Raw genomic sequence first — 16,225 nt, 5'->3', positions numbered from 1 at the left:
CACGACATGTCCACGTTCTGTGCAAGACTCATCTCAAGGAGTGAGATCCCCTTAATTTCCAAGGAGGTTCATATCATGCGCGCACGGATCGCAGCTGTGACGATGATGGTGGCAGGGATAGCAGGCCTGGCGGCCGGACCGGCCATCGCGGCCCCGGCGACGACCGAGAACGAAGCGGTGGCCTGCGCCTCCGTGCTCAACACGCCCTGCATCTCGCACCAGCACGACGGTGAGGGCTTCTTCGGCGTCGCCCAGGTCTCCGCCGACCCGCGCCAGTTGACGATGGTTCAGGTCGAGGTGCGGACCCAGAAGGCCTGGGGCAGCCCGTGGGAGACGGTCGCCTCCGCGACCACCGTGCGCCTGGGCTCCGCGAAGGCGGTCACCCCGCGCGTCGTCACCACCGACCTGCGGATCATCTGCGCCACCGCCGGCCCGGCGCTGGAGGCGGCCCAGCAGGTCACCACCTGCACCAACCCGTTCTGACGGACCCCGCCGCTCCACCAGTACCGAGGTCCTCGATCGACCCGACCCACCCCATCCGCCGGGGCGTCCGCGCCCCGGCTCCAGGGCCGGCCGCCAGCGCACCCGGCGGCCGGCCCGTCGGCATGCACCGCCCTCGCAGGCCGGCTCCCGGCGGTCCGGCGGCTGGCAGGGCGGCTCCGACCAGGGGCCGAGTGGACCTGGGGCACCCGTTCACGGCAAACTGGTCTAGACCTCAAGGGTCTAGACCAAGCACCCGGCTCAGAACGGTGGACCAGTATGGAAATCGTGATCGTCCCTGACGCCTCAGCGGCCGGCGAACTCATCGCCGCGGCGATCACCGATCTGCTGACCGGCAAGCCCGAGGCCCTGCTCGGCGTGGCGACCGGCTCGACGCCGCTGCCGATCTACCAGGCCCTCGCCGAGCGGGTCCGCGACGGCCGGCTCGACGCCTCCCGGGCGCGCATCTGCCAGCTCGACGAGTACGTCGGCCTGCCCGCCGGCCACCCCGAGTCCTACCGTTCGGTGGTGCTGCGCGAGGTCGTCGAGCCGCTGGGCCTGACCGAGGACTCCTTCCTCGGCCCGGACGGCAACGCGACGGACATCGCCGCGGCGGCCGCCGACTACGACCGCGCGCTGGCCGCGGCCGGCGGCGTGGACCTCCAGCTGCTCGGCATCGGCACCGACGGCCACATCGGCTTCAACGAGCCGTGCTCCTCGCTGGCCTCCCGGACCCGGATCAAGACGCTCACCCGGCAGACCCGGGAGGACAACGCCCGGTTCTTCGACAGCCTCGACGAGGTCCCGCACCACGTCATCACCCAGGGCATCGGGACCATCCTGGAGGCGCGCCACCTCGTCCTGCTCGCCACCGGCGAGGCCAAGGCCGAGGCCGTCGCGCTCTCCGTCGAGGGGCCGCTGTCCGCCGCCGTCCCCGCCTCGGCGCTGCAGCTCCACCCGCACGCCACCGTGGTGGTCGACGAGGCCGCCGCCTCCGGGCTCAAGCTCGCCGACTACTTCCGCGACACCTACGCCGCCAAGCCGGCCTGGCAGAAGCTCTGAGGTCGGCGGGCCCGTGCGGGAGGCAGTCGCCTCCCGCACGGGCCCGACCCGCGTTCCTCCCCGGCGGCGCCCGGCGGTCAGCGCCCGCGGAGCCAGTCGCCGAAGGCCGCCAGGGCGGGGCCCGGATCGCGGCGCCCGAGGCCGATCCGGAAGCGGTCGGTGGGAGCGGGCGTCAGGTCGGAGTGGAACATGCTCGCGGGCAGCAGCAGGACGCCCGCCTGCTCGACCAGCGCGGTGCAGAAGTCCTCGACCCCGTCCGCCCCGAGGTAGCGCGGGTAGGCGACGCAGCCGCCGTCCGGGGCGCGCCACTCGAAGAGGTCGCCGAACTCGGCGAAGAACGCGTCGAACCGCGGCAGGTTCTCCGCGATGATCGCGCGGTTGCGCGTCAGGATCCGCTCGCGGGCGTTGATCGCGATCCGGGCCAGCACCTCGCTCGGCGCCGAGTTGCAGATCGTGGTGTAGTGCTTGGCCCGCTCCAGCCGGGAGCGCAACTCCTGGTCGCGGCAGGCGATCCAGCCGATCCGCAGGCCGGGCAGGCCGAGCGACTTCGAGGTGACGTTGAGCGAGAGGGCGCGCGCGGAGAGGTCGGCGGCCTGCGGCAGCGCCCGGGCCGGGTCGCGCTCCAGACCGCGGTAGACCTCGTCGGAGAAGAGCCGGATGCCGCGCTCGTCGCACAGCTCCACCAGACGCGTGAAGTCCGCCGCGTCGATGACCTTGCCGGTCGGGTTGTGCGGGAAGTTCACCGACAGCACCCGGGTGTTCGGGCGCAGCGCGGCGGTGACCGCGTCGAGGTCGAGCGCCCAGTCGTCCTTCTCGTCCAGGGCGACGCCGGTGACCTCGCAGAGGGAGAGCGGGATGGTCTCGGCGGACTGGTAGTTGGGGGTCACCACCACGGCGTGGTCGCCCCGGTCGAGGAGCACCTGCATGGCGAGGTTGAGCCCCTCCTGCGCACCGCCGAAGCAGAGCACGTCGTCGGCGTCGACCTCCTGGTACATCCCGGCGATGGCGCGGCGCAGCTCCGGATCGCCGTAGGTCTCGGTGTAGCCGAGCGCGAGGCCGTCCCAGGCCCGGCGGTCCTCGGGGCCGGCCAGGGCGAGGAGTTCGGCCATCGTCATGGTCTGGGCGTCGGAGGCGGCGAGGTGGTAGCGGGCGCTGAACTCCCAGCGCGAGAAGTACGTTTCGAGCCGGAAGTCGGGGAGCCTGGTCATCTCTCTGTCACTCGCTCTCGTCGGCGCCGGCGCCGGTTCCGGCGTCGGCCTGCTGGTCCTCGGGGGCCTGCTGGTTCTCAGGGGCTTGCCGGGGCTCGGGGGTCTGTTTGAGCTCGGCGAGCAGGGTGTAGGCGGTCGAACGGGAGATCCGCAGTGCGGTGGCGACGGCCGGGACGGCGCGGCGCACGGCGAACACCCCGGCCTGGTCGAGTTCGCGCAGGACGGCGAGCCGGTCCTCGCGGCCGAAGCGTTCGAGCGGGCGGCCGTGCGCGCGGACGTAGCCGCCGATCACGTCGTTCATCCGCTCCGTCCAGTCGCGCTCGAAGAGCGGTTCGGGGCGGGGCGCGGTGGGCGCGGCGAAACCCGCCAGCAGGGCGGCGGCGTGCTCCAGCGGGCCCCGGTCGAGGTTGACGCAGAGCACCGCCGAGGGCCGTCCGGCCTCGTCGCGCAGCACGGCGCTGACGGAGGAGAGCCGGCGCCCGTCGGGCAGCAACTTCTCGTAGGGCCCGTAGACGTCGGGGGCGGACGGGTCGAGGGTGTCCAGTTCGCCGAGCAGCGACGGATCGCCGGGGGTGCGGGGGGTCATCGGGTTCCAGATGGCCAGCACCCGGTCGGCGGTGGCGTCGTGCAGCACCACCTCGGCGTACGGCCCGAGCAGCAGGGCCACGGCGCGGCAGACCGGTGTCCAGGTCCGGACGCGCGGGTCGGGGGTTTCGGTGGTCATGTTCGGACTGTACGTCCAGACCAGACGTTTGGTCCAGATGTTTCGTTCAGGCGTTTCCTGCGGGCGATTCGCCAGGTCGTCCGGTCGTCCCGGCTTGCGGCACCGGCGGCGACGACGAAGGCCCCGCCGGGACGCCGGCGGGGCCTTCGGTGCTCGGGGAGGGTCAGTGGCAGGTGATCAGCAGTCCGAGGACGGCGGTGCAGCTGCGGGTGTCCCGGCTGGTGGCCGGGGTCGGGTCGGCGGGCACGCCCGCGGTGCGGGCCACCGTGACGTCGAAGCTGCGGATCAGGCTGAGCAGGCCGACCGAGATCGAGAAGTGCCGGGTGGTGCTCGCCCCCTTGGCGAGCGGCCCGGTGAGCTTGCAGGTGAGCTTGGTGCCCGCGATGGTGCAGTCGCTGGAGGTCGCCGAGAGGCCGGCCGGAAGGTCGGCGGAGACGGTGCCCGAGGTCAGCGTGTCGGGGCCCTGGCCGGTCAGCGTGACGGTGTAGTCGACCCGGCCGCTGAGCAGGTTGGACACCGGCGTGGCGGTCAGGGCGACGCCGAGGTGGGCGCTGGGGGCCGTGTAGCTGAAGCGGTCGGCGGCGACGGCGGCGCTGGTGCCACCGGGCGTGGTGACCCGGACGTCCACCGGCCCGGTCACCGTGGTGGCGGGGGCGGTGGCGGTGCAGCTGGTCTTGGTGCAGTTGAAGGCGGTGGCGGCGCCCGCCGCACCGAAGGTCACGGCGGTGGCGCCGTTCAGGTCGGTGCCGGTGAGCGTCACCGTCGTGCCGCCGACCCCCGAGCCGCCGGACGGGCTGATCCCGGTGACGGCCGGGACGGGCAGCGGGAAGTCGAGCACGTCGACGGCGCCGCCGGTGAAGTCGGTGAGGTAGCCGCGCCGGCCGTCGCCGGTGATCGCCAGGCTGTACGGGCTCGCGCCGACCGGCACGGTCGCGGTGACCGTCCGGCTGGCGGTGTCCACGACGCTGACCGTGTTGTCGGCGTAGTTGGAGACGTACGCGACGCTGCCGTCCGGGGCGAGCGAGACGGCGTACGGGCCGGCGCCGACGGCGACGGTGCCGACGAGCGTGTTGCCGGTGGTGTCGAGGACGCTCGCGGTGGCGTCGTCCGCGTCGGCGGCCCACAGCCGGGTGCCGTCCGGGCTGAGCGCGAGGCCGAAGACGCTGTGGCCGACGGGAACGGTCGCGCTCACCGTGCTGCTCGCGGTGTCGATCACGTTCACCGCCTTCGCGCCGGAGGCGGCGACGTAGAGCCGCTTGCCGTCCGCCGAGACGGCCAGCCCGTGCGGCTCGGCGCCGACCGGGACGGTGGCGGTGACCGTGTTGGTGGTGGTGTCCAGCACGCTCACGGAGTCGGCCCCGGCGTTGCCGACGTAGGCGCGCGAGCCGTCCGCGGAGAGCGCGAGGCCCCACGGCTGGGCGCCGACCGGGACGGTGGCCGTCACGGTGTTGCTCGTGGTGTCCACGACGCTGACGGTGCCGTCGAGGTGGTGGGTCAGGTACGCCCGGTGCCCGTCGGGGGACACGGCGACCGCGTAGGAGCCGGTGCCGGCGGTGAAGGTGGCGGCCACCGTGTTGCTCTTGGTGTCCAGCACGCTCACGGTGCCGCTGCTCTGGCTGGTCACGTAGGCGTGGCCGCCGTCCGGCGTGAGCGCCACGCCCGCCGGGTAGGGCGCCACCGGCACGTGCGCCTTGACGGTCGGCGGCGGTGTGGCGGCCTCGGCGGTGGCGGGCTGCGACAGCAGTGCGGCCGTGGCCGCGGCTATCGCGGTCACGGCCGTCCAGGTGCGCCCGGGTGCGCGACGTGTTCTCACGAGTCTCTCCAGCATGGTCGGTCAAGGGATGCAACGCCGGTCGCTCCAGCCCCCTGCGGATCCGGAGCCGCACGAAGCGTAGAAGCCGGTATGACCATCCGTCAGGGGCTGATCGGTAATGTCGCCAACTGTTCAGATTCGACCGAGATTCGGACAGCGGCCACCCCGCCTGCCCCGCCCCGTCGCGACCGGGGACCGGCCGGGGGCGGGGAGCAGGCCGGCCGGGGGCAGAGTCGGGGGCGAGGTGGGGGGCGTGCAGGAAATTGGAGTTGTGGAGTCGCATTCGATAGCGTTTCGAACGTGAGGCTGACCAAGAGCACCGACATCGCCCTGCGGATCGCCATGCGGCTCGCCGTCCTGGGCGAGGACGCCAACCCGACCACCCGCGAGGTGGCCGAGGCGGTCGGCGTGCCGTACACCCACGCGGCGAAGGTGGTCAGCCGCCTGCAGCACCTCGGCGTGGTGGAGGCCCGGCGCGGGCGCGGCGGTGGGCTGCTGCTCACCTTCGCCGGGCGGACCGGCTCGCTCGGGCTGCTCCTGCGCGAGCTGGAGGGGGTCGGCGACGTGGTCGGCTGCGAGGACGACCCGCCGTGCCCGCTGCGGGCCGCGTGCCGTCTGCGCGGTGCGCTGCGGACCGCCCAGGAGGCGTTCTTCGCCGCGCTCGACCCGCTCAGCATCGACGACCTGGTGGCCGCGCCCACCGGGCCGGTGCTGCTCGGCCTCACCGCCAGACCCACCGACTGATCCACCACCCCCGGGGCCGGGCTCAAGCACGGCCTTTAACGCGAATCTGAGATACCAGTTAGGAGTCGGACTGATGCTGTCCGCCAAGTCCGCCGAGGTCATCGAGGCCACCCTGCCCGTCGTGGGCGGCGCCATCGGGGACATCACCCCGCTCTTCTACGACCGCATGTTCGCCGCCCACCCGGAGCTGCTGCGCGACCTGTTCAACCGCGGCAACCAGGCCAACGGCACCCAGCGGCAGGCGCTCGCCGGGTCGATAGCCGCCTTCGCCGGCGCGCTGGTCGCCCACCCCGACCAGCGGCCGGACGCGATGCTCGCCCGGATCGCCCACAAGCACGTCTCCGTCGGAATCGACAGCAGCCAGTACCGGATCGTCCACGAGCACCTCTTCGCCGCCATCGTCGAGGTGCTCGGCGAAGCCGTCACGCCCGAGGTCGCCGCCGCCTGGGACGAGGTGTACTGGCTGATGGCCAACACCCTCGTCGCCGTCGAGGACCGGCTGCGCGCCGAGGTCGCCGCCGGCGGCGACCGGGCCGACCTCTGGCGCCCCTACACCGTCGTCGCCCGCTACCAGGAGACCGACACCGTCACCACCTTCCTGGTGCGCCCCGCCGACGGCGGCCCCGTCCCCGCCGCCCGGCCCGGCCAGTACGTCTCGGTGCGCACCGAACTGCCCGACGGTGCCCGGCAGATCCGCCAGTACAGCCTCTCCGGCACCGCTGACGGCGCGCTGCGCTTCACCGTCAAGCGCGAGCCCGGCGGCGAGGTCTCCGCCCACCTGCACGACCACCTGCACACCGGCGGCCTCGTCCACCTCGCTCCCCCGCTCGGCGACATCGCCCTCGCCGACGGCGACGGGCCCGTGCTGCTCGCCTCCGCCGGCATCGGCAACACCCCGATGACCGCCATGCTCGACCACCTCGCCGCCACCGGCTCCACCCGGCAGGTCGTCTCGGTGCACGGCGACCGCGACCAGCTCACCCACGCCTTCCGCGCCGACCTCGCCCAGCTCACCGCCAAGCTGCCGAACGCCACCGCCCACGTCTTCTACGAGCGGCCGCTCGGCGACTGGCCCGCCGAGCGCACCGGCCTGGTCGACCTCTCCACCGTCGACGTCCCGGCCGGCACCACCGCCTACCTTTGCGGCCCGCTGCCCTTCCTGCGCGCCGTCCGCGAACAGCTCCTCGCGGCGGGCGTCCCGGCCGCGGACATCCACTACGAGGTGTTCGGCCCCGACCTCTGGCTCGCCTGAGATCCCCGAGATCCCCCGCCCCGGCCGACCCGCTCGCTACGATCGCCAGCGGGCCGGCCGGAGTCGCCGGACGAAGGGAGGGCCGATGCGGGTCGCACTGTTCGCCACCTGCGTCAACGACGCGCTGTTCCCCGCCACGGCGGTCGCCACCGTCCGGCTGCTCGAACGCCTCGGCGTGACCGTGGACTTCCCCGCCGGGCAGACCTGCTGCGGGCAGCCGCAGTACAACACCGGCTACCGGCGGGCGTGCGAGCCGCTGCTGCGGCGCACCGCACGGGCCTTCGCCGGGTACGAGCACGTGGTGACGCCCTCCGGATCGTGCGTGGCCATGGTCCGGGACAACTACCCGCGGATCGGGGCCCGGGCCGCCGCCGACGGCCGGGGCGGCGAACTCGACTCCATGGCCGCCGCGTTGACGCCCCGGGTGTACGAGCTGACCGAGTTCCTCACCGATGTGCTCGGCGTCGAGGACGTCGGCGCGCACTTCCCGCACACCGTCACCTACCACCCCTCCTGCCACGGCCTGCGGGTGCTCGGCCTCGGCGAACGGCCGCTGCGGCTGCTGCGCGCCGTCCGCGGACTGGAACTGGTCGAACTGCCCGGCGCCGAGGAGTGCTGCGGCTTCGGCGGCACCTTCGCGGTCAAGAACGCGGCCGTCTCGGCGGCCATGGCCGAGGACAAGATCACCCACGCACTCGGCACCGGCGCCCAAGTCCTCTGCGGCGCCGACAACTCCTGCCTGCTGCACCTCGGCGGCACGCTGCGCCGCCGGGGCGCGGCCCTGCGCCCGCTGCACCTGGCGGAGATCCTCGCCAGCACCGAGGAACACCCGTGGAGGCCCGCATGACCGGCACCTTCCTCGGCATGCCTGCCTTCCGGCACGCGACCTCTCCGCAGGCGACCTTCCCGCAGGCCGCGGCGGCGGCCGTCCAGGACGAGCGGCTGCGCGCCAACCTGCGGCACGCCACCCACACCATCCGGGACAAACGGGCCCGCGCCGTCGCCGAACTCGACGACTGGGCCGAACTGCGCGCCGCCGGCAAGGCGATCAAGGACCACACGCTGCGCCATCTCGACCGCTACCTCGTCCAGTTGGAGGAGGCCGTCACCGCGGCCGGCGGCACCGTGCACTGGGCGGCCGACGCCGAGGAGGCCAACCGGATCGTCGCCGACCTGGTCCGCGCCACGGGAGAGACGGAGGTCGTCAAGGTCAAGTCGATGGCCACCCAGGAGATCGGGCTCAACGAGGCGCTCGCCGCCGAGGGGATCACCGCGTACGAGACCGATCTCGCCGAGCTCATCGTCCAGTTGGGCGACGACCGGCCCTCGCACATCCTGGTGCCCGCGATCCACCGCAACCGCGCCGAGATCCGGGAGATCTTCGCCGAGCAGATGGCCGCCTGGGGCCGCCCCGCACCCGAGGGCCTGACCGACTCCCCCGCCGAACTCGCCGAAGCGGCCCGGCTGCACCTGCGGGAGAAGTTCCTGCGCGCCCGGGTCGCCGTCTCCGGCGCCAACTTCATGGTCGCCGAGACCGGCACCCTGGTGGTCGTCGAGTCCGAGGGCAACGGCCGGATGTGCCTCACCCTGCCGCGCACGCTGATCTCCGTCGTCGGGATCGAGAAGGTCGTGCCGACCTGGCAGGACCTGGAGGTCTTCCTGCAACTGCTCCCCCGCTCCTCCACCGCCGAGCGGATGAACCCGTACACCTCGCTGTGGACCGGCACCGCGGAAGGCGACGGCCCGTCCGCCTTCCACCTCGTGCTGCTCGACAACGGGCGCACCGCCGTGCTCGCCGACGAGGTCGGCCGCCAGGCGCTGCGCTGCATCCGCTGCTCGGCCTGCCTCAACGTCTGCCCGGTGTACGAACGGGCCGGCGGCCATGCCTACGGCTCGGTCTACCCGGGCCCGATCGGCGCCATCCTGACACCCCAACTACGCGGCACCACCAGCCCCTTGGACGCCTCGCTGCCGTACGCCTCCTCACTCTGCGGGGCCTGCTACCAGGTCTGCCCGGTGGCGATCGACATCCCCGAGGTGCTGGTGCACCTGCGCGAGCGGGTCGCCGAGCAGGGCGGGCACCCGCTGGAGCGGGCCGCGATCGCGGCCGCCGGGTACGTGCTCGACCACCCGGCGGCGCTCACGGCCGCCGAGCGGCTCGCCGGGCGCACCCGCGCGCTGCACCCGCGCCGACTGCCCGGCCCGGGCCGGGCCTGGACCGACACCCGGGACCTCCCGGAGGTACCCGCCGAACCGTTCCGCGACTGGTGGCGGAGGAACCGCTCATGACCTCACGGGAGTTGATCCTCGCCCGGATCCGCGCCGCGCTCGCCGAGCCCGACCGGGAGCGGGACCCCGACCGGGACCGGTACCGGGCGCCGGAGGAGCCCGTCGCCCGGGACTACCTGCGCACGCACAGTCCGGACGATCCGGCGGCCCTGCTCGACCTGCTGCACCACAACCTGGCCGACTACCGGGCCCGGGTGCACCGCTGCACCGAGGCCGAACTGCCCGCCGTCCTGGCCCGGTTGCTGGCCGAACGCGGCAGCCGTACGGTCGCCGTGCCGCCCGGCCTGCCGCCCGCCTGGCTCGGCGCCACCGCCGTCACGGTCGTCCCCGACGACGGCACGCTCACCGCCGCCCGGCTCGACGCCGTGGACAGCGTCGTCACCGGCTGCGCGCTCGCGATCGCCGAGACCGGGACGATCGTGCTGGACGCCGGGCCGGGCCAGGGGCGGCGGCTGCTCACCCTCGTCCCGGACCACCACCTGTGCGTCGTCCGGGCACCCGGGCAGGTCGTCGCCTCCGTGCCGCTCGCGCTGCCCCGGCTCGACCCGGCCCGCCCGCAGACCTGGATCTCCGGGCCGTCCGCGACCAGCGACATCGAGCTCGACCGGGTCGAGGGCGTGCACGGCCCGCGCACCCTGGAGGTGCTGCTGGTCGAGGGCTGACCGCGCCGACCGGGGCCGCGGCGACTCAGCTCATCGTCACCTCGCTGTACCGGTCGCCCTGGGAGCTGTCCCAGGCCACCTGCACCCGGCAGTCGACCGGCCGCCCGGAAGCGGCCAGTCCCTGCGCCGCGATGGCCGCCGACGGGTCGGACAGCGTGCTGGACAGGCCGCCCGCCGGCGGGGCGCCGCCAGGTGTGAAGCCGAGGTCCGCGGGCGCGACGGCCGTGGGGTAGAACACCGCCCGGCCCGTGATCGTGTACGTCCCCCGCGTGGTGTCCTTGCGCTTGCGGCCGGGGATGACCGAGCACAGCGAGAAGGTGTCCTCGGCGCCGTCCGAGACGTTGCCCGCCGCGTCCACCGTCCACAGCTCCCAGTAGCGGGCGACCGTGGCGTGGGCGCTCGACCCCTTCGCGGTGATGTACGAGTCGATCCGGCTGCCCGACATCGCGTTCCAGTCCGTGCCGTCCCACTCCTCCACGGCGAACACGCGGTTGATCTCCTGGATGATGACGCCCTGCTGGGGCGCGGCGACGCTCAGCTGCCGCCTGCGCTCGAAGTAGCCGCACTCACCTTCCAGGTCGTCGGCCGCCAGGTGGGTGAGCGCGATCTGCGTCGCCGGCCCGGCGCCGGGCGTCGGGGCCCGCTGGACCGACACCCCCGCGCCGCCGGAGGCGTCGTGGCCGTGCCGCTGCTGCTCGACCAGCCGGGCCACCGCGGCGTTGCCGAGGGCGCGTTGCAGGGGCAGGGCCGTCGACGGGGACAGCGGGCCGGCGGCCGCGGCCTCCCGGGCACCCTCGGCCGGGAGGCCCGTGCTCCGGCGCTCGGGCGCGGCCCTGCGCCGCCGTGCCGCCTCGTCCTCGGATGCGGAAGCCTGATCGCGCATGTGGCCCTCCTGTCGGCACGGCACCGCCCCGGATGCCCTGGCCAACCTCTACCGGACGGCGGCGCGGCCGGGAAGGTCCGCGAGGGCAGCGGGGAGGGCAGTGCGGAGGGCGCGGAGGGCGGTGCGGACGGCGGTGCGGACGGCAGGTTCCGGATTCAGGCAGGCCGCAGCTCCAGCGTGCAGCACTTGGCTCCGCCGCCGCCCTTCAACAGCTCCGAGACGTCCACCGGGACCGGCTGGTAGCCGTGCTCGACGAGCCGCCCGGCCAGGTGCTTCGCCGCCTCGGGCAGCAGCACCCGGCGCCCGTCCGAGACCGCGTTGAGGCCGAACACCTCGGCGTCGGCCCGGTCGGCGAGGATCGCGTCCGGGTACAGGGTGCGCAGCACGGCCCGGCTGTCGGCGTCGAAGGCCTCCGGGTAGTACATGACGTGGTCATCGGCGAGCACGGCCAGCGCCGTGTCCAGGTGGTAGAAGCGCGGGTCGACCAGGGTCAGGCCGACCACCGGGACGCCGAAGAACTCGCCCGCCTCGGCGTGCGCGGCCCGGGAGGTGCGAAAGCCCGTCCCGGCGAGCACCCGGCCACCGGCCACCAGGTGGTCGCCCTCGCCCTCGTTGACGTGCCCGGCGCGCTGCACCTCGCGGTAGCCGTGCGCGCGGAACCAGGCCTGGTAGGCCTCGGACTCGGCGGCCCGCTCCGGGTAGCGGAAGGTCGCGACCAGCGCCCGGCCGTGCAGCACGGTCGCGCCGTTGGCGGCGTAGACCATGTCGGGCAGGCCGGGCACCGGCTCGATCAGCTCGACGGTGTGGCCGAGGCGGCGGTACAGCCAGTACAGCCGCTCCCACTGGCGGACGGCGAGCGCGGTGTCGGTGGGCTGTGCCGGGTCCATCCACGGGTTGATCGCGTAGTCGACGGTGAAGTACGTCGGCCGGCACATCAGGTAGCGCCGCGGCCTGGCGGTGCGCTCCGGGGTCTGCGTGGGCATTCCTCAACCGTCCTCGGGTGCAGGGGAGTTCGGGAATTCCGTTCCCCAGGCCGCTGCCCCGGCGGGGCTGTTCGCACACCCGCGCGGGCGCCCCCGGCGGGCGCAGGCCCCCGCGCACCCGGCGCGGGCTCCGGCGCACGCGCGGCCGAATACCACGGGACGGACCGCGTCGAGCGTCCCGGGGACGGACCGCGTCGAGCGTCACCGGCAGGCCGCGCCGAGCGTCACCAGCGGACCGCGCCGAAGTCCACCGGCGCGGTCCGCAGGCCCCGGCAGCGGTCGGCGAGCGCCCGCAGCCGGGCCGCCGCCTCCTCGGCGGGCATCCGGTGCCGCTGACCGTGGCCGGGCAGCAGCCACTCGAAGCGCAACGCGTCCAGGCCGCGGTCCAGCGAGGCGGAGAGCTCCTCGATCGAGTACCAGGTGACGGTGTCGTACACCTCCAGGTCACCGGTGGTGCGGGACCAGTACAGGGTGTCGCCGGTGAAGCAGTACCGCTCGTCGACCAGGTACAGCACGCTGCCGCGGGTGTGGCCCGGGAAGGGGTGGGCGGTGACGCCGGGGGCGACCTCCGCCGGTTCGAGGCCGCGCAGCACCCGGTCGGCGTCGGGTGCGGCGTCCAGGTCGCCCTCGTGGATCCAGAGCCGGGCGCCGAGCCGGTCGGCGTACGCCCGGCCGTGCGCCGCGTGGTCGCGGTGCGTCAGCAGGATGTCGGTGACCGGGCCGAGGGCCTCGTACCGGGCCGCGAGCGGCTCGGCGTAGCGGGGCGTGTCGACCATCAGCCAGCCCGTCGGGCGGCGGCAGAGGTAGGAGTTGGCCCCGGCGTTGCGGCGGGAGTTGTGGCCGAGCAGCAGCAGGCCGTCGTCGAGGGCCAGCGGGAAGGGGTCGGTGGCCGGGTCGAGCGGGCCGGCGCCCGGCCGGATGGAGCGGGTGGGGCAGGCGTGGGCGGCGGCGAGCAGCCGGCGGTGCTCGGCCTCGTCGCGCGGCTGGCGGACCAGCTCGGAGCGGCCGGCGTGCTCACGGATCAGTCCTGGCGCGAGCTGCCGGGCCACGTCGCAGTTGGTGCAGCGGTCGTCGACGGACCATTGCCCGGACGGGCCGGAGGTCGGATTCAGAGCCATGGTGTCTTCCCCTTGGAAGGACGGCGGCCGGGCCGACCGCACTCTTCGAGCATCGTCCGGGCGGGCCCAAAAGCGGAAGGGGGGCGGGATCTTGTGGTTTCCGGGGGCCGCCGCTCTGCACCCCGGTTGTATTCCGGGTGGGGCACGTGGTCCATCTCACGTGCCGCCGGGGTCACCTACGGTGGCGTAGGTCACTTGAATGGGTGAACTATCTCCTTCATGCCGAACCTCCAGGAGACCCTTGACCTCAGTTCGTATGCCGCCCTCGGCGACAGCTTCACCGAGGGCCTGAACGACCCCGGTGCCGACGGCGCCTTCGCCGGCTGGGCCGACCGCCTGGCCGGGCTGCTCGCCGACGGGCGTCCGCCGGGCGGGTTCCGCTACGCCAACCTGGCGGTCCGCGGCCGGCTGCTGGACCAGATCACGGCCGAGCAGGTGCCGCAGGTCCGCCGGCTCCAGCCCGACCTGGCCACCTTCTGCGCCGGCGGCAACGACATCCTGCGGCCCGGCAGCGACCCGGACGAGGTCGCCGAGCGCTTCGAGGCCGCCATCGTCCAACTCACCGCCTCCGCCGGGACGGTGCTGATCTGCACCGGCTTCGACACCCGGGACGTACCGCTGTTCAAGCACCTGCGCGGCAAGATCGCCACGTACAACGGGCACATGCGGGCGGTCGCCGACCGCAACGGCTGCAAGGTGGCCGACCTGTGGTCGCTGCGCGCCGTCCAGGACCGCCGGGCCTGGAGCGAGGACCGGCTGCACCTCTCCCCGGAGGGCCACCAGCGGGTCGCCCTGCTGGCCGCCCGCTCCCTGGGACTGCGCACCGAGCAGGACCCGGAGGCGCCCTGGCCGGCCGGCCCGGAGGTGTCCGCCGCCGACCAGCGGCGCGAGAACCTCCAGTGGGCCCGCGAGTACCTGCTGCCCTGGGTCGGCCGACGGCTGCGCGGGGAGTCCTCGGGGGACCACGTCGAGGCCAAGCGTCCCGACCTGCTTCCGCTCTGACGTCGCGTCAGGCGGCACCGGGTGCTGCGGTCCTCCTCGCAGCCCTTGCGACCCTCGCGGTCCACGCGGCCTTCGCGGTCCGCAGCACCCGGTGCGCCAGCACGGCGAACACGGCGCCGATCAGGTACCAGAACAGGTCCGGCGGATTGAACGTCGACCCCAGCACCAATCGGGCCAGCACGCTGCGCCGCCCCAACTCGTCGGGCACGCCGGTGATCTGGAACAGCTCCACCGCCCAGCTCAGCCCCGCCGCCACCACCGCCGCCCGCCCCGGCGGAATCCTGGGCGCGACCAGCACCACCAGCGCGTACACCAGCACCGTGTAGAGCGCGTCCCCGGCGTACTTCGCGACGTCCCCGCCGAGCACGGCCCGCACGCCCAGCCCGGCCGCCACCGTCACCCCGGCCGCCAGCAGCGGCACCGCCCGCACCCGCAGGCGCCCCCAGAGATCATCCACCCGCCCACCCTACGGCCCGCCCGACGGCCACCGGCCTCCGGTGCCGGGGCTGGTCCGGACGGGGGACCTCCCGCATCCGCGACGCCCGGGCGTCGTTGGCCGCTGCGTGACCGCACACCGAAGCCTGCTCCGCATGGCCGCCGCCGCACTGTTCCTGACGGCCGCCACCGTCCCCTCCGCCGCCCCGGCCGGCGCCGCCGCCCCCGCGGCCCACCCCGCACCGCGGATCGTCCGCGGCATCGTCGAACCCCCGCTGCCCGTCGACCAGTTGCCGCCCCAGGTCGAGGAGGCGTGCCACATCTGGCACGACCTGCACTGGCCGACCGCGAACGCTCCTCGGGACTACCCGGTGGCCGACTCCCCCTACGTGATCCGCGGCAGCAACGTCTACGGCAACCGCAGCGGCGACCTCCCCCAGAGCGGCCACTACCGCGAGTACGACGTCAACCCGCGCTCGCCCGGCCAGCACCGCGACGCCGAACGCCTGGTGCGCGACCCCGGCACCCAGCACGTCTGGTACAGCGACGACCACTACGCCAACTTCCATGAGATCGGCTCGGGCTGCTCCTGATCCGACCACACGGACACCGCCCGCGGGCCGGGACCGGGCACGTCACTCGCGTGACCACTCGGTCTCGGCCTCGGGCTCGCCGACGGCGTCGGACCCGCCCCAGACCCGCACCCTGACCGCCCGGGGCCCCGGGGCCGGCCGCGAGAGCGTACGCACGAACACCTCGCGGACGTGGTTGGCGGCCTGCTGGGGCGGCCCGTCGTACTCCAGGGGGTTCGGCATGGGCTCGCCGCCCTGCCGGGCCCAGTGGCCGTCGTCGTCCTGGGTCTCCAGGACCCATCGGTAGTGCCGCATCCTGACCTCCTCCGGCCCGGGGCCGCTCCTCGGTACAGTCCGGCCGGCGCACTCCGATCGGCGCAGTCCGGCCAACGCGATCCGGTCAGGGCAGTTCGGTCCTGGGCTCGGAGCCGATGCCCGTGTCCAGGAGGATCTGCCGCGCCGAGTCGGTGCCGCCGGCCCGGACCGCGCGGGCCATCGAGGCCAGGGCAGCTTCCCGGCCCGCCTGCGGCGGAACCACGAGCAGACTGAAGTGATCGCGGTCGCCGCGCGTGACGATCACCGTGTCGTCGCCGACCGGATACCGGTCGATGCGCACCGACCGGCCGTCGACGACGATCCGGGCCGGCACCTCGTCCCAGGCGTCCGCGTCCAGGCCCACGCTCGCCACGGGGCCGAGGTGTTCGGTCAACGCGACGACCAGGCCGGGCAGTTCGGCGCCGATGTTCCGTGACCGCGGCCACCAGGCGCCATCGAGTGCGCCCTCGCGGGACTGCGTGGTCTCCAGGCGCAGCAGGACCGTCCCCGGTTTCGCCGCCTGCCGGAAGCGGTCCGGCAGAAGCCCCGAGTGCGGGGCACCGGCATCGTCCGACATGGCTCGCCGCCTCTCCGCGGGCGCGGATCGGGCCCGCTGAACGGGGCCCGGCCCTTCGCTTCCGCAGCTCGGGCCGCCCCGCCCTCCCACGGTACTCCGACCGCAC

At 74.1% G+C, this 16,225-nt stretch carries 18 protein-coding genes; 9 read left to right on the top strand and 9 right to left on the bottom strand.

Annotated elements, in window-relative coordinates; all coding sequences use genetic code 11:
* Positions 1-75: 75 nt before the first annotated feature.
* Both OG556_RS31480 and OG556_RS31475 read left to right on the top strand, forming a co-directional pair.
* Positions 76-483 (top strand): hypothetical protein, encoded by a 408-nt coding sequence (locus OG556_RS31480; RefSeq protein ID WP_371522119.1) that lies wholly within the window; start codon positions 76-78, stop codon positions 481-483.
* Between the two features lie 276 nt (positions 484-759).
* Positions 760-1,542, top strand: coding sequence for a glucosamine-6-phosphate deaminase (locus tag OG556_RS31475; RefSeq protein WP_371522117.1), 783 nt, complete (start codon positions 760-762; stop codon positions 1,540-1,542).
* Positions 1,543-1,619: 77 nt separating this feature from the next.
* Here the strand turns inward: OG556_RS31475 and OG556_RS31470 are convergent, their stop codons facing one another.
* The 3 genes from OG556_RS31470 to OG556_RS31460 form a co-directional block, all read right to left on the bottom strand.
* The gene (locus OG556_RS31470) at positions 1,620-2,750 is read right to left on the bottom strand and encodes an aminotransferase class I/II-fold pyridoxal phosphate-dependent enzyme (RefSeq protein WP_371522115.1); all 1,131 of its coding nucleotides are present in this window, start codon (positions 2,748-2,750) and stop codon (positions 1,620-1,622) included.
* Positions 2,751-2,757: 7 nt separating this feature from the next.
* Positions 2,758-3,474 carry a transcriptional regulator gene (locus OG556_RS31465; protein WP_371522113.1) on the bottom strand — a complete coding sequence of 239 codons (717 nt, stop codon included), beginning with the start codon at positions 3,472-3,474 and terminating at the stop codon, positions 2,758-2,760.
* Positions 3,475-3,637: 163 nt separating this feature from the next.
* A complete protein-coding gene (locus OG556_RS31460; RefSeq protein WP_371522111.1) occupies positions 3,638-5,287 on the bottom strand; it encodes a beta-propeller fold lactonase family protein in 1,650 nt (549 codons plus the stop codon).
* Between the two features lie 300 nt (positions 5,288-5,587).
* Between OG556_RS31460 and OG556_RS31455 the strand changes: the two genes are divergently transcribed.
* The 5 genes from OG556_RS31455 to OG556_RS31435 all read left to right on the top strand — a co-directional run bounded on the left by OG556_RS31455 (position 5,588) and on the right by OG556_RS31435 (position 10,234).
* Entirely contained in the window at positions 5,588-6,031 is a 444-nt protein-coding gene (locus OG556_RS31455) for an Rrf2 family transcriptional regulator (protein WP_371522109.1), read from the top strand.
* A gap of 73 nt (positions 6,032-6,104) precedes the next feature.
* The gene (locus OG556_RS31450; protein ID WP_371522107.1) at positions 6,105-7,283 is read left to right on the top strand and encodes a globin domain-containing protein; all 1,179 of its coding nucleotides are present in this window, start codon (positions 6,105-6,107) and stop codon (positions 7,281-7,283) included.
* Between the two features lie 85 nt (positions 7,284-7,368).
* Positions 7,369-8,130, top strand: a complete 762-nt coding sequence (locus OG556_RS31445; RefSeq protein WP_371522105.1) for a (Fe-S)-binding protein — start codon at positions 7,369-7,371, stop codon at positions 8,128-8,130.
* Positions 8,127-9,572, top strand: coding sequence for a lactate utilization protein B (locus OG556_RS31440; RefSeq protein WP_371522101.1), 1,446 nt, complete (start codon positions 8,127-8,129; stop codon positions 9,570-9,572). Before OG556_RS31445 ends, OG556_RS31440 begins: the two co-directional genes overlap by 4 nt.
* Positions 9,569-10,234, top strand: coding sequence for a lactate utilization protein C (locus tag OG556_RS31435; RefSeq protein ID WP_371522099.1), 666 nt, complete (start codon positions 9,569-9,571; stop codon positions 10,232-10,234). The genes OG556_RS31440 and OG556_RS31435 overlap by 4 nt, the downstream gene beginning before the upstream one ends.
* Before the next feature lie 25 nt (positions 10,235-10,259).
* Here the strand turns inward: OG556_RS31435 and OG556_RS31430 are convergent, their stop codons facing one another.
* The 3 genes from OG556_RS31430 to OG556_RS31420 all read right to left on the bottom strand — a co-directional run bounded on the left by OG556_RS31430 (position 10,260) and on the right by OG556_RS31420 (position 13,218).
* Positions 10,260-11,117 carry a hypothetical protein gene (locus tag OG556_RS31430; protein WP_371522097.1) on the bottom strand — a complete coding sequence of 286 codons (858 nt, stop codon included), beginning with the start codon at positions 11,115-11,117 and terminating at the stop codon, positions 10,260-10,262.
* Between the two features lie 155 nt (positions 11,118-11,272).
* Positions 11,273-12,100, bottom strand: a complete 828-nt coding sequence (gene ddaH, locus OG556_RS31425; RefSeq protein WP_371522095.1) for a dimethylargininase — start codon at positions 12,098-12,100, stop codon at positions 11,273-11,275.
* A gap of 224 nt (positions 12,101-12,324) precedes the next feature.
* A complete protein-coding gene (locus OG556_RS31420; protein WP_371522093.1) occupies positions 12,325-13,218 on the bottom strand; it encodes a 4Fe-4S domain-containing protein in 894 nt (297 codons plus the stop codon).
* 219 nt (positions 13,219-13,437) lie between these two features.
* Here OG556_RS31420 and OG556_RS31415 point away from each other — a divergent pair, with 219 nt between their 5' ends.
* Positions 13,438-14,220 (top strand): SGNH/GDSL hydrolase family protein, encoded by a 783-nt coding sequence (locus OG556_RS31415; protein ID WP_371522092.1) that lies wholly within the window; start codon positions 13,438-13,440, stop codon positions 14,218-14,220.
* A 7-nt stretch (positions 14,221-14,227) separates the two neighbouring features.
* On the opposite strand, the gene OG556_RS31410 is transcribed toward OG556_RS31415, so the two are convergent.
* Positions 14,228-14,677, bottom strand: a complete 450-nt coding sequence (locus OG556_RS31410) for a DUF2809 domain-containing protein (protein ID WP_371522090.1) — start codon at positions 14,675-14,677, stop codon at positions 14,228-14,230.
* A 133-nt stretch (positions 14,678-14,810) separates the two neighbouring features.
* Between OG556_RS31410 and OG556_RS31405 the strand changes: the two genes are divergently transcribed.
* Positions 14,811-15,248: a ribonuclease domain-containing protein gene (locus tag OG556_RS31405; protein ID WP_371522088.1), complete on the top strand. Its 438-nt coding sequence runs from the start codon at positions 14,811-14,813 to the stop codon at positions 15,246-15,248.
* Positions 15,249-15,290: 42 nt separating this feature from the next.
* On the opposite strand, the gene OG556_RS31400 is transcribed toward OG556_RS31405, so the two are convergent.
* Entirely contained in the window at positions 15,291-15,542 is a 252-nt protein-coding gene (locus tag OG556_RS31400) for a hypothetical protein (RefSeq protein ID WP_371522086.1), read from the bottom strand.
* Positions 15,543-15,627: 85 nt separating this feature from the next.
* The gene (locus tag OG556_RS31395) at positions 15,628-16,119 is read right to left on the bottom strand and encodes a DUF5994 family protein (protein WP_371522084.1); all 492 of its coding nucleotides are present in this window, start codon (positions 16,117-16,119) and stop codon (positions 15,628-15,630) included.
* Between the last annotated feature and the right edge of the window lie 106 nt (positions 16,120-16,225).

Source organism: Kitasatospora sp. NBC_01300, from assembly GCF_041435235.1.
Lineage (GTDB): Bacteria > Actinomycetota > Actinomycetes > Streptomycetales > Streptomycetaceae > Kitasatospora.
This window is presented reverse-complemented; position numbering and strand designations above follow the sequence as displayed.

What these genes read in the sequence shown, in the direction of transcription:
- OG556_RS31480 (WP_371522119.1), top strand. Translation starts at nt 76, where the DNA reads ATGCGCGCACGGATCGCAGCTGTGACGATGATGGTGGCAGGGATAGCA.
- OG556_RS31475 (WP_371522117.1), top strand. Translation starts at nt 760, where the DNA reads ATGGAAATCGTGATCGTCCCTGACGCCTCAGCGGCCGGCGAACTCATC.
- OG556_RS31470 (WP_371522115.1), bottom strand. Translation starts at nt 2,750, where the DNA reads ATGACCAGGCTCCCCGACTTCCGGCTCGAAACGTACTTCTCGCGCTGG.
- OG556_RS31465 (WP_371522113.1), bottom strand. Translation starts at nt 3,474, where the DNA reads ATGACCACCGAAACCCCCGACCCGCGCGTCCGGACCTGGACACCGGTC.
- OG556_RS31450 (WP_371522107.1), top strand. Translation starts at nt 6,105, where the DNA reads ATGCTGTCCGCCAAGTCCGCCGAGGTCATCGAGGCCACCCTGCCCGTC.
- OG556_RS31445 (WP_371522105.1), top strand. Translation starts at nt 7,369, where the DNA reads ATGCGGGTCGCACTGTTCGCCACCTGCGTCAACGACGCGCTGTTCCCC.
- OG556_RS31440 (WP_371522101.1), top strand. Translation starts at nt 8,127, where the DNA reads ATGACCGGCACCTTCCTCGGCATGCCTGCCTTCCGGCACGCGACCTCT.
- OG556_RS31435 (WP_371522099.1), top strand. Translation starts at nt 9,569, where the DNA reads ATGACCTCACGGGAGTTGATCCTCGCCCGGATCCGCGCCGCGCTCGCC.
- OG556_RS31430 (WP_371522097.1), bottom strand. Translation starts at nt 11,117, where the DNA reads ATGCGCGATCAGGCTTCCGCATCCGAGGACGAGGCGGCACGGCGGCGC.
- ddaH (WP_371522095.1), bottom strand. Translation starts at nt 12,100, where the DNA reads ATGCCCACGCAGACCCCGGAGCGCACCGCCAGGCCGCGGCGCTACCTG.
- OG556_RS31420 (WP_371522093.1), bottom strand. Translation starts at nt 13,218, where the DNA reads ATGGCTCTGAATCCGACCTCCGGCCCGTCCGGGCAATGGTCCGTCGAC.
- OG556_RS31415 (WP_371522092.1), top strand. Translation starts at nt 13,438, where the DNA reads ATGCCGAACCTCCAGGAGACCCTTGACCTCAGTTCGTATGCCGCCCTC.
- OG556_RS31405 (WP_371522088.1), top strand. Translation starts at nt 14,811, where the DNA reads ATGGCCGCCGCCGCACTGTTCCTGACGGCCGCCACCGTCCCCTCCGCC.
- OG556_RS31400 (WP_371522086.1), bottom strand. Translation starts at nt 15,542, where the DNA reads ATGCGGCACTACCGATGGGTCCTGGAGACCCAGGACGACGACGGCCAC.
- OG556_RS31395 (WP_371522084.1), bottom strand. Translation starts at nt 16,119, where the DNA reads ATGTCGGACGATGCCGGTGCCCCGCACTCGGGGCTTCTGCCGGACCGC.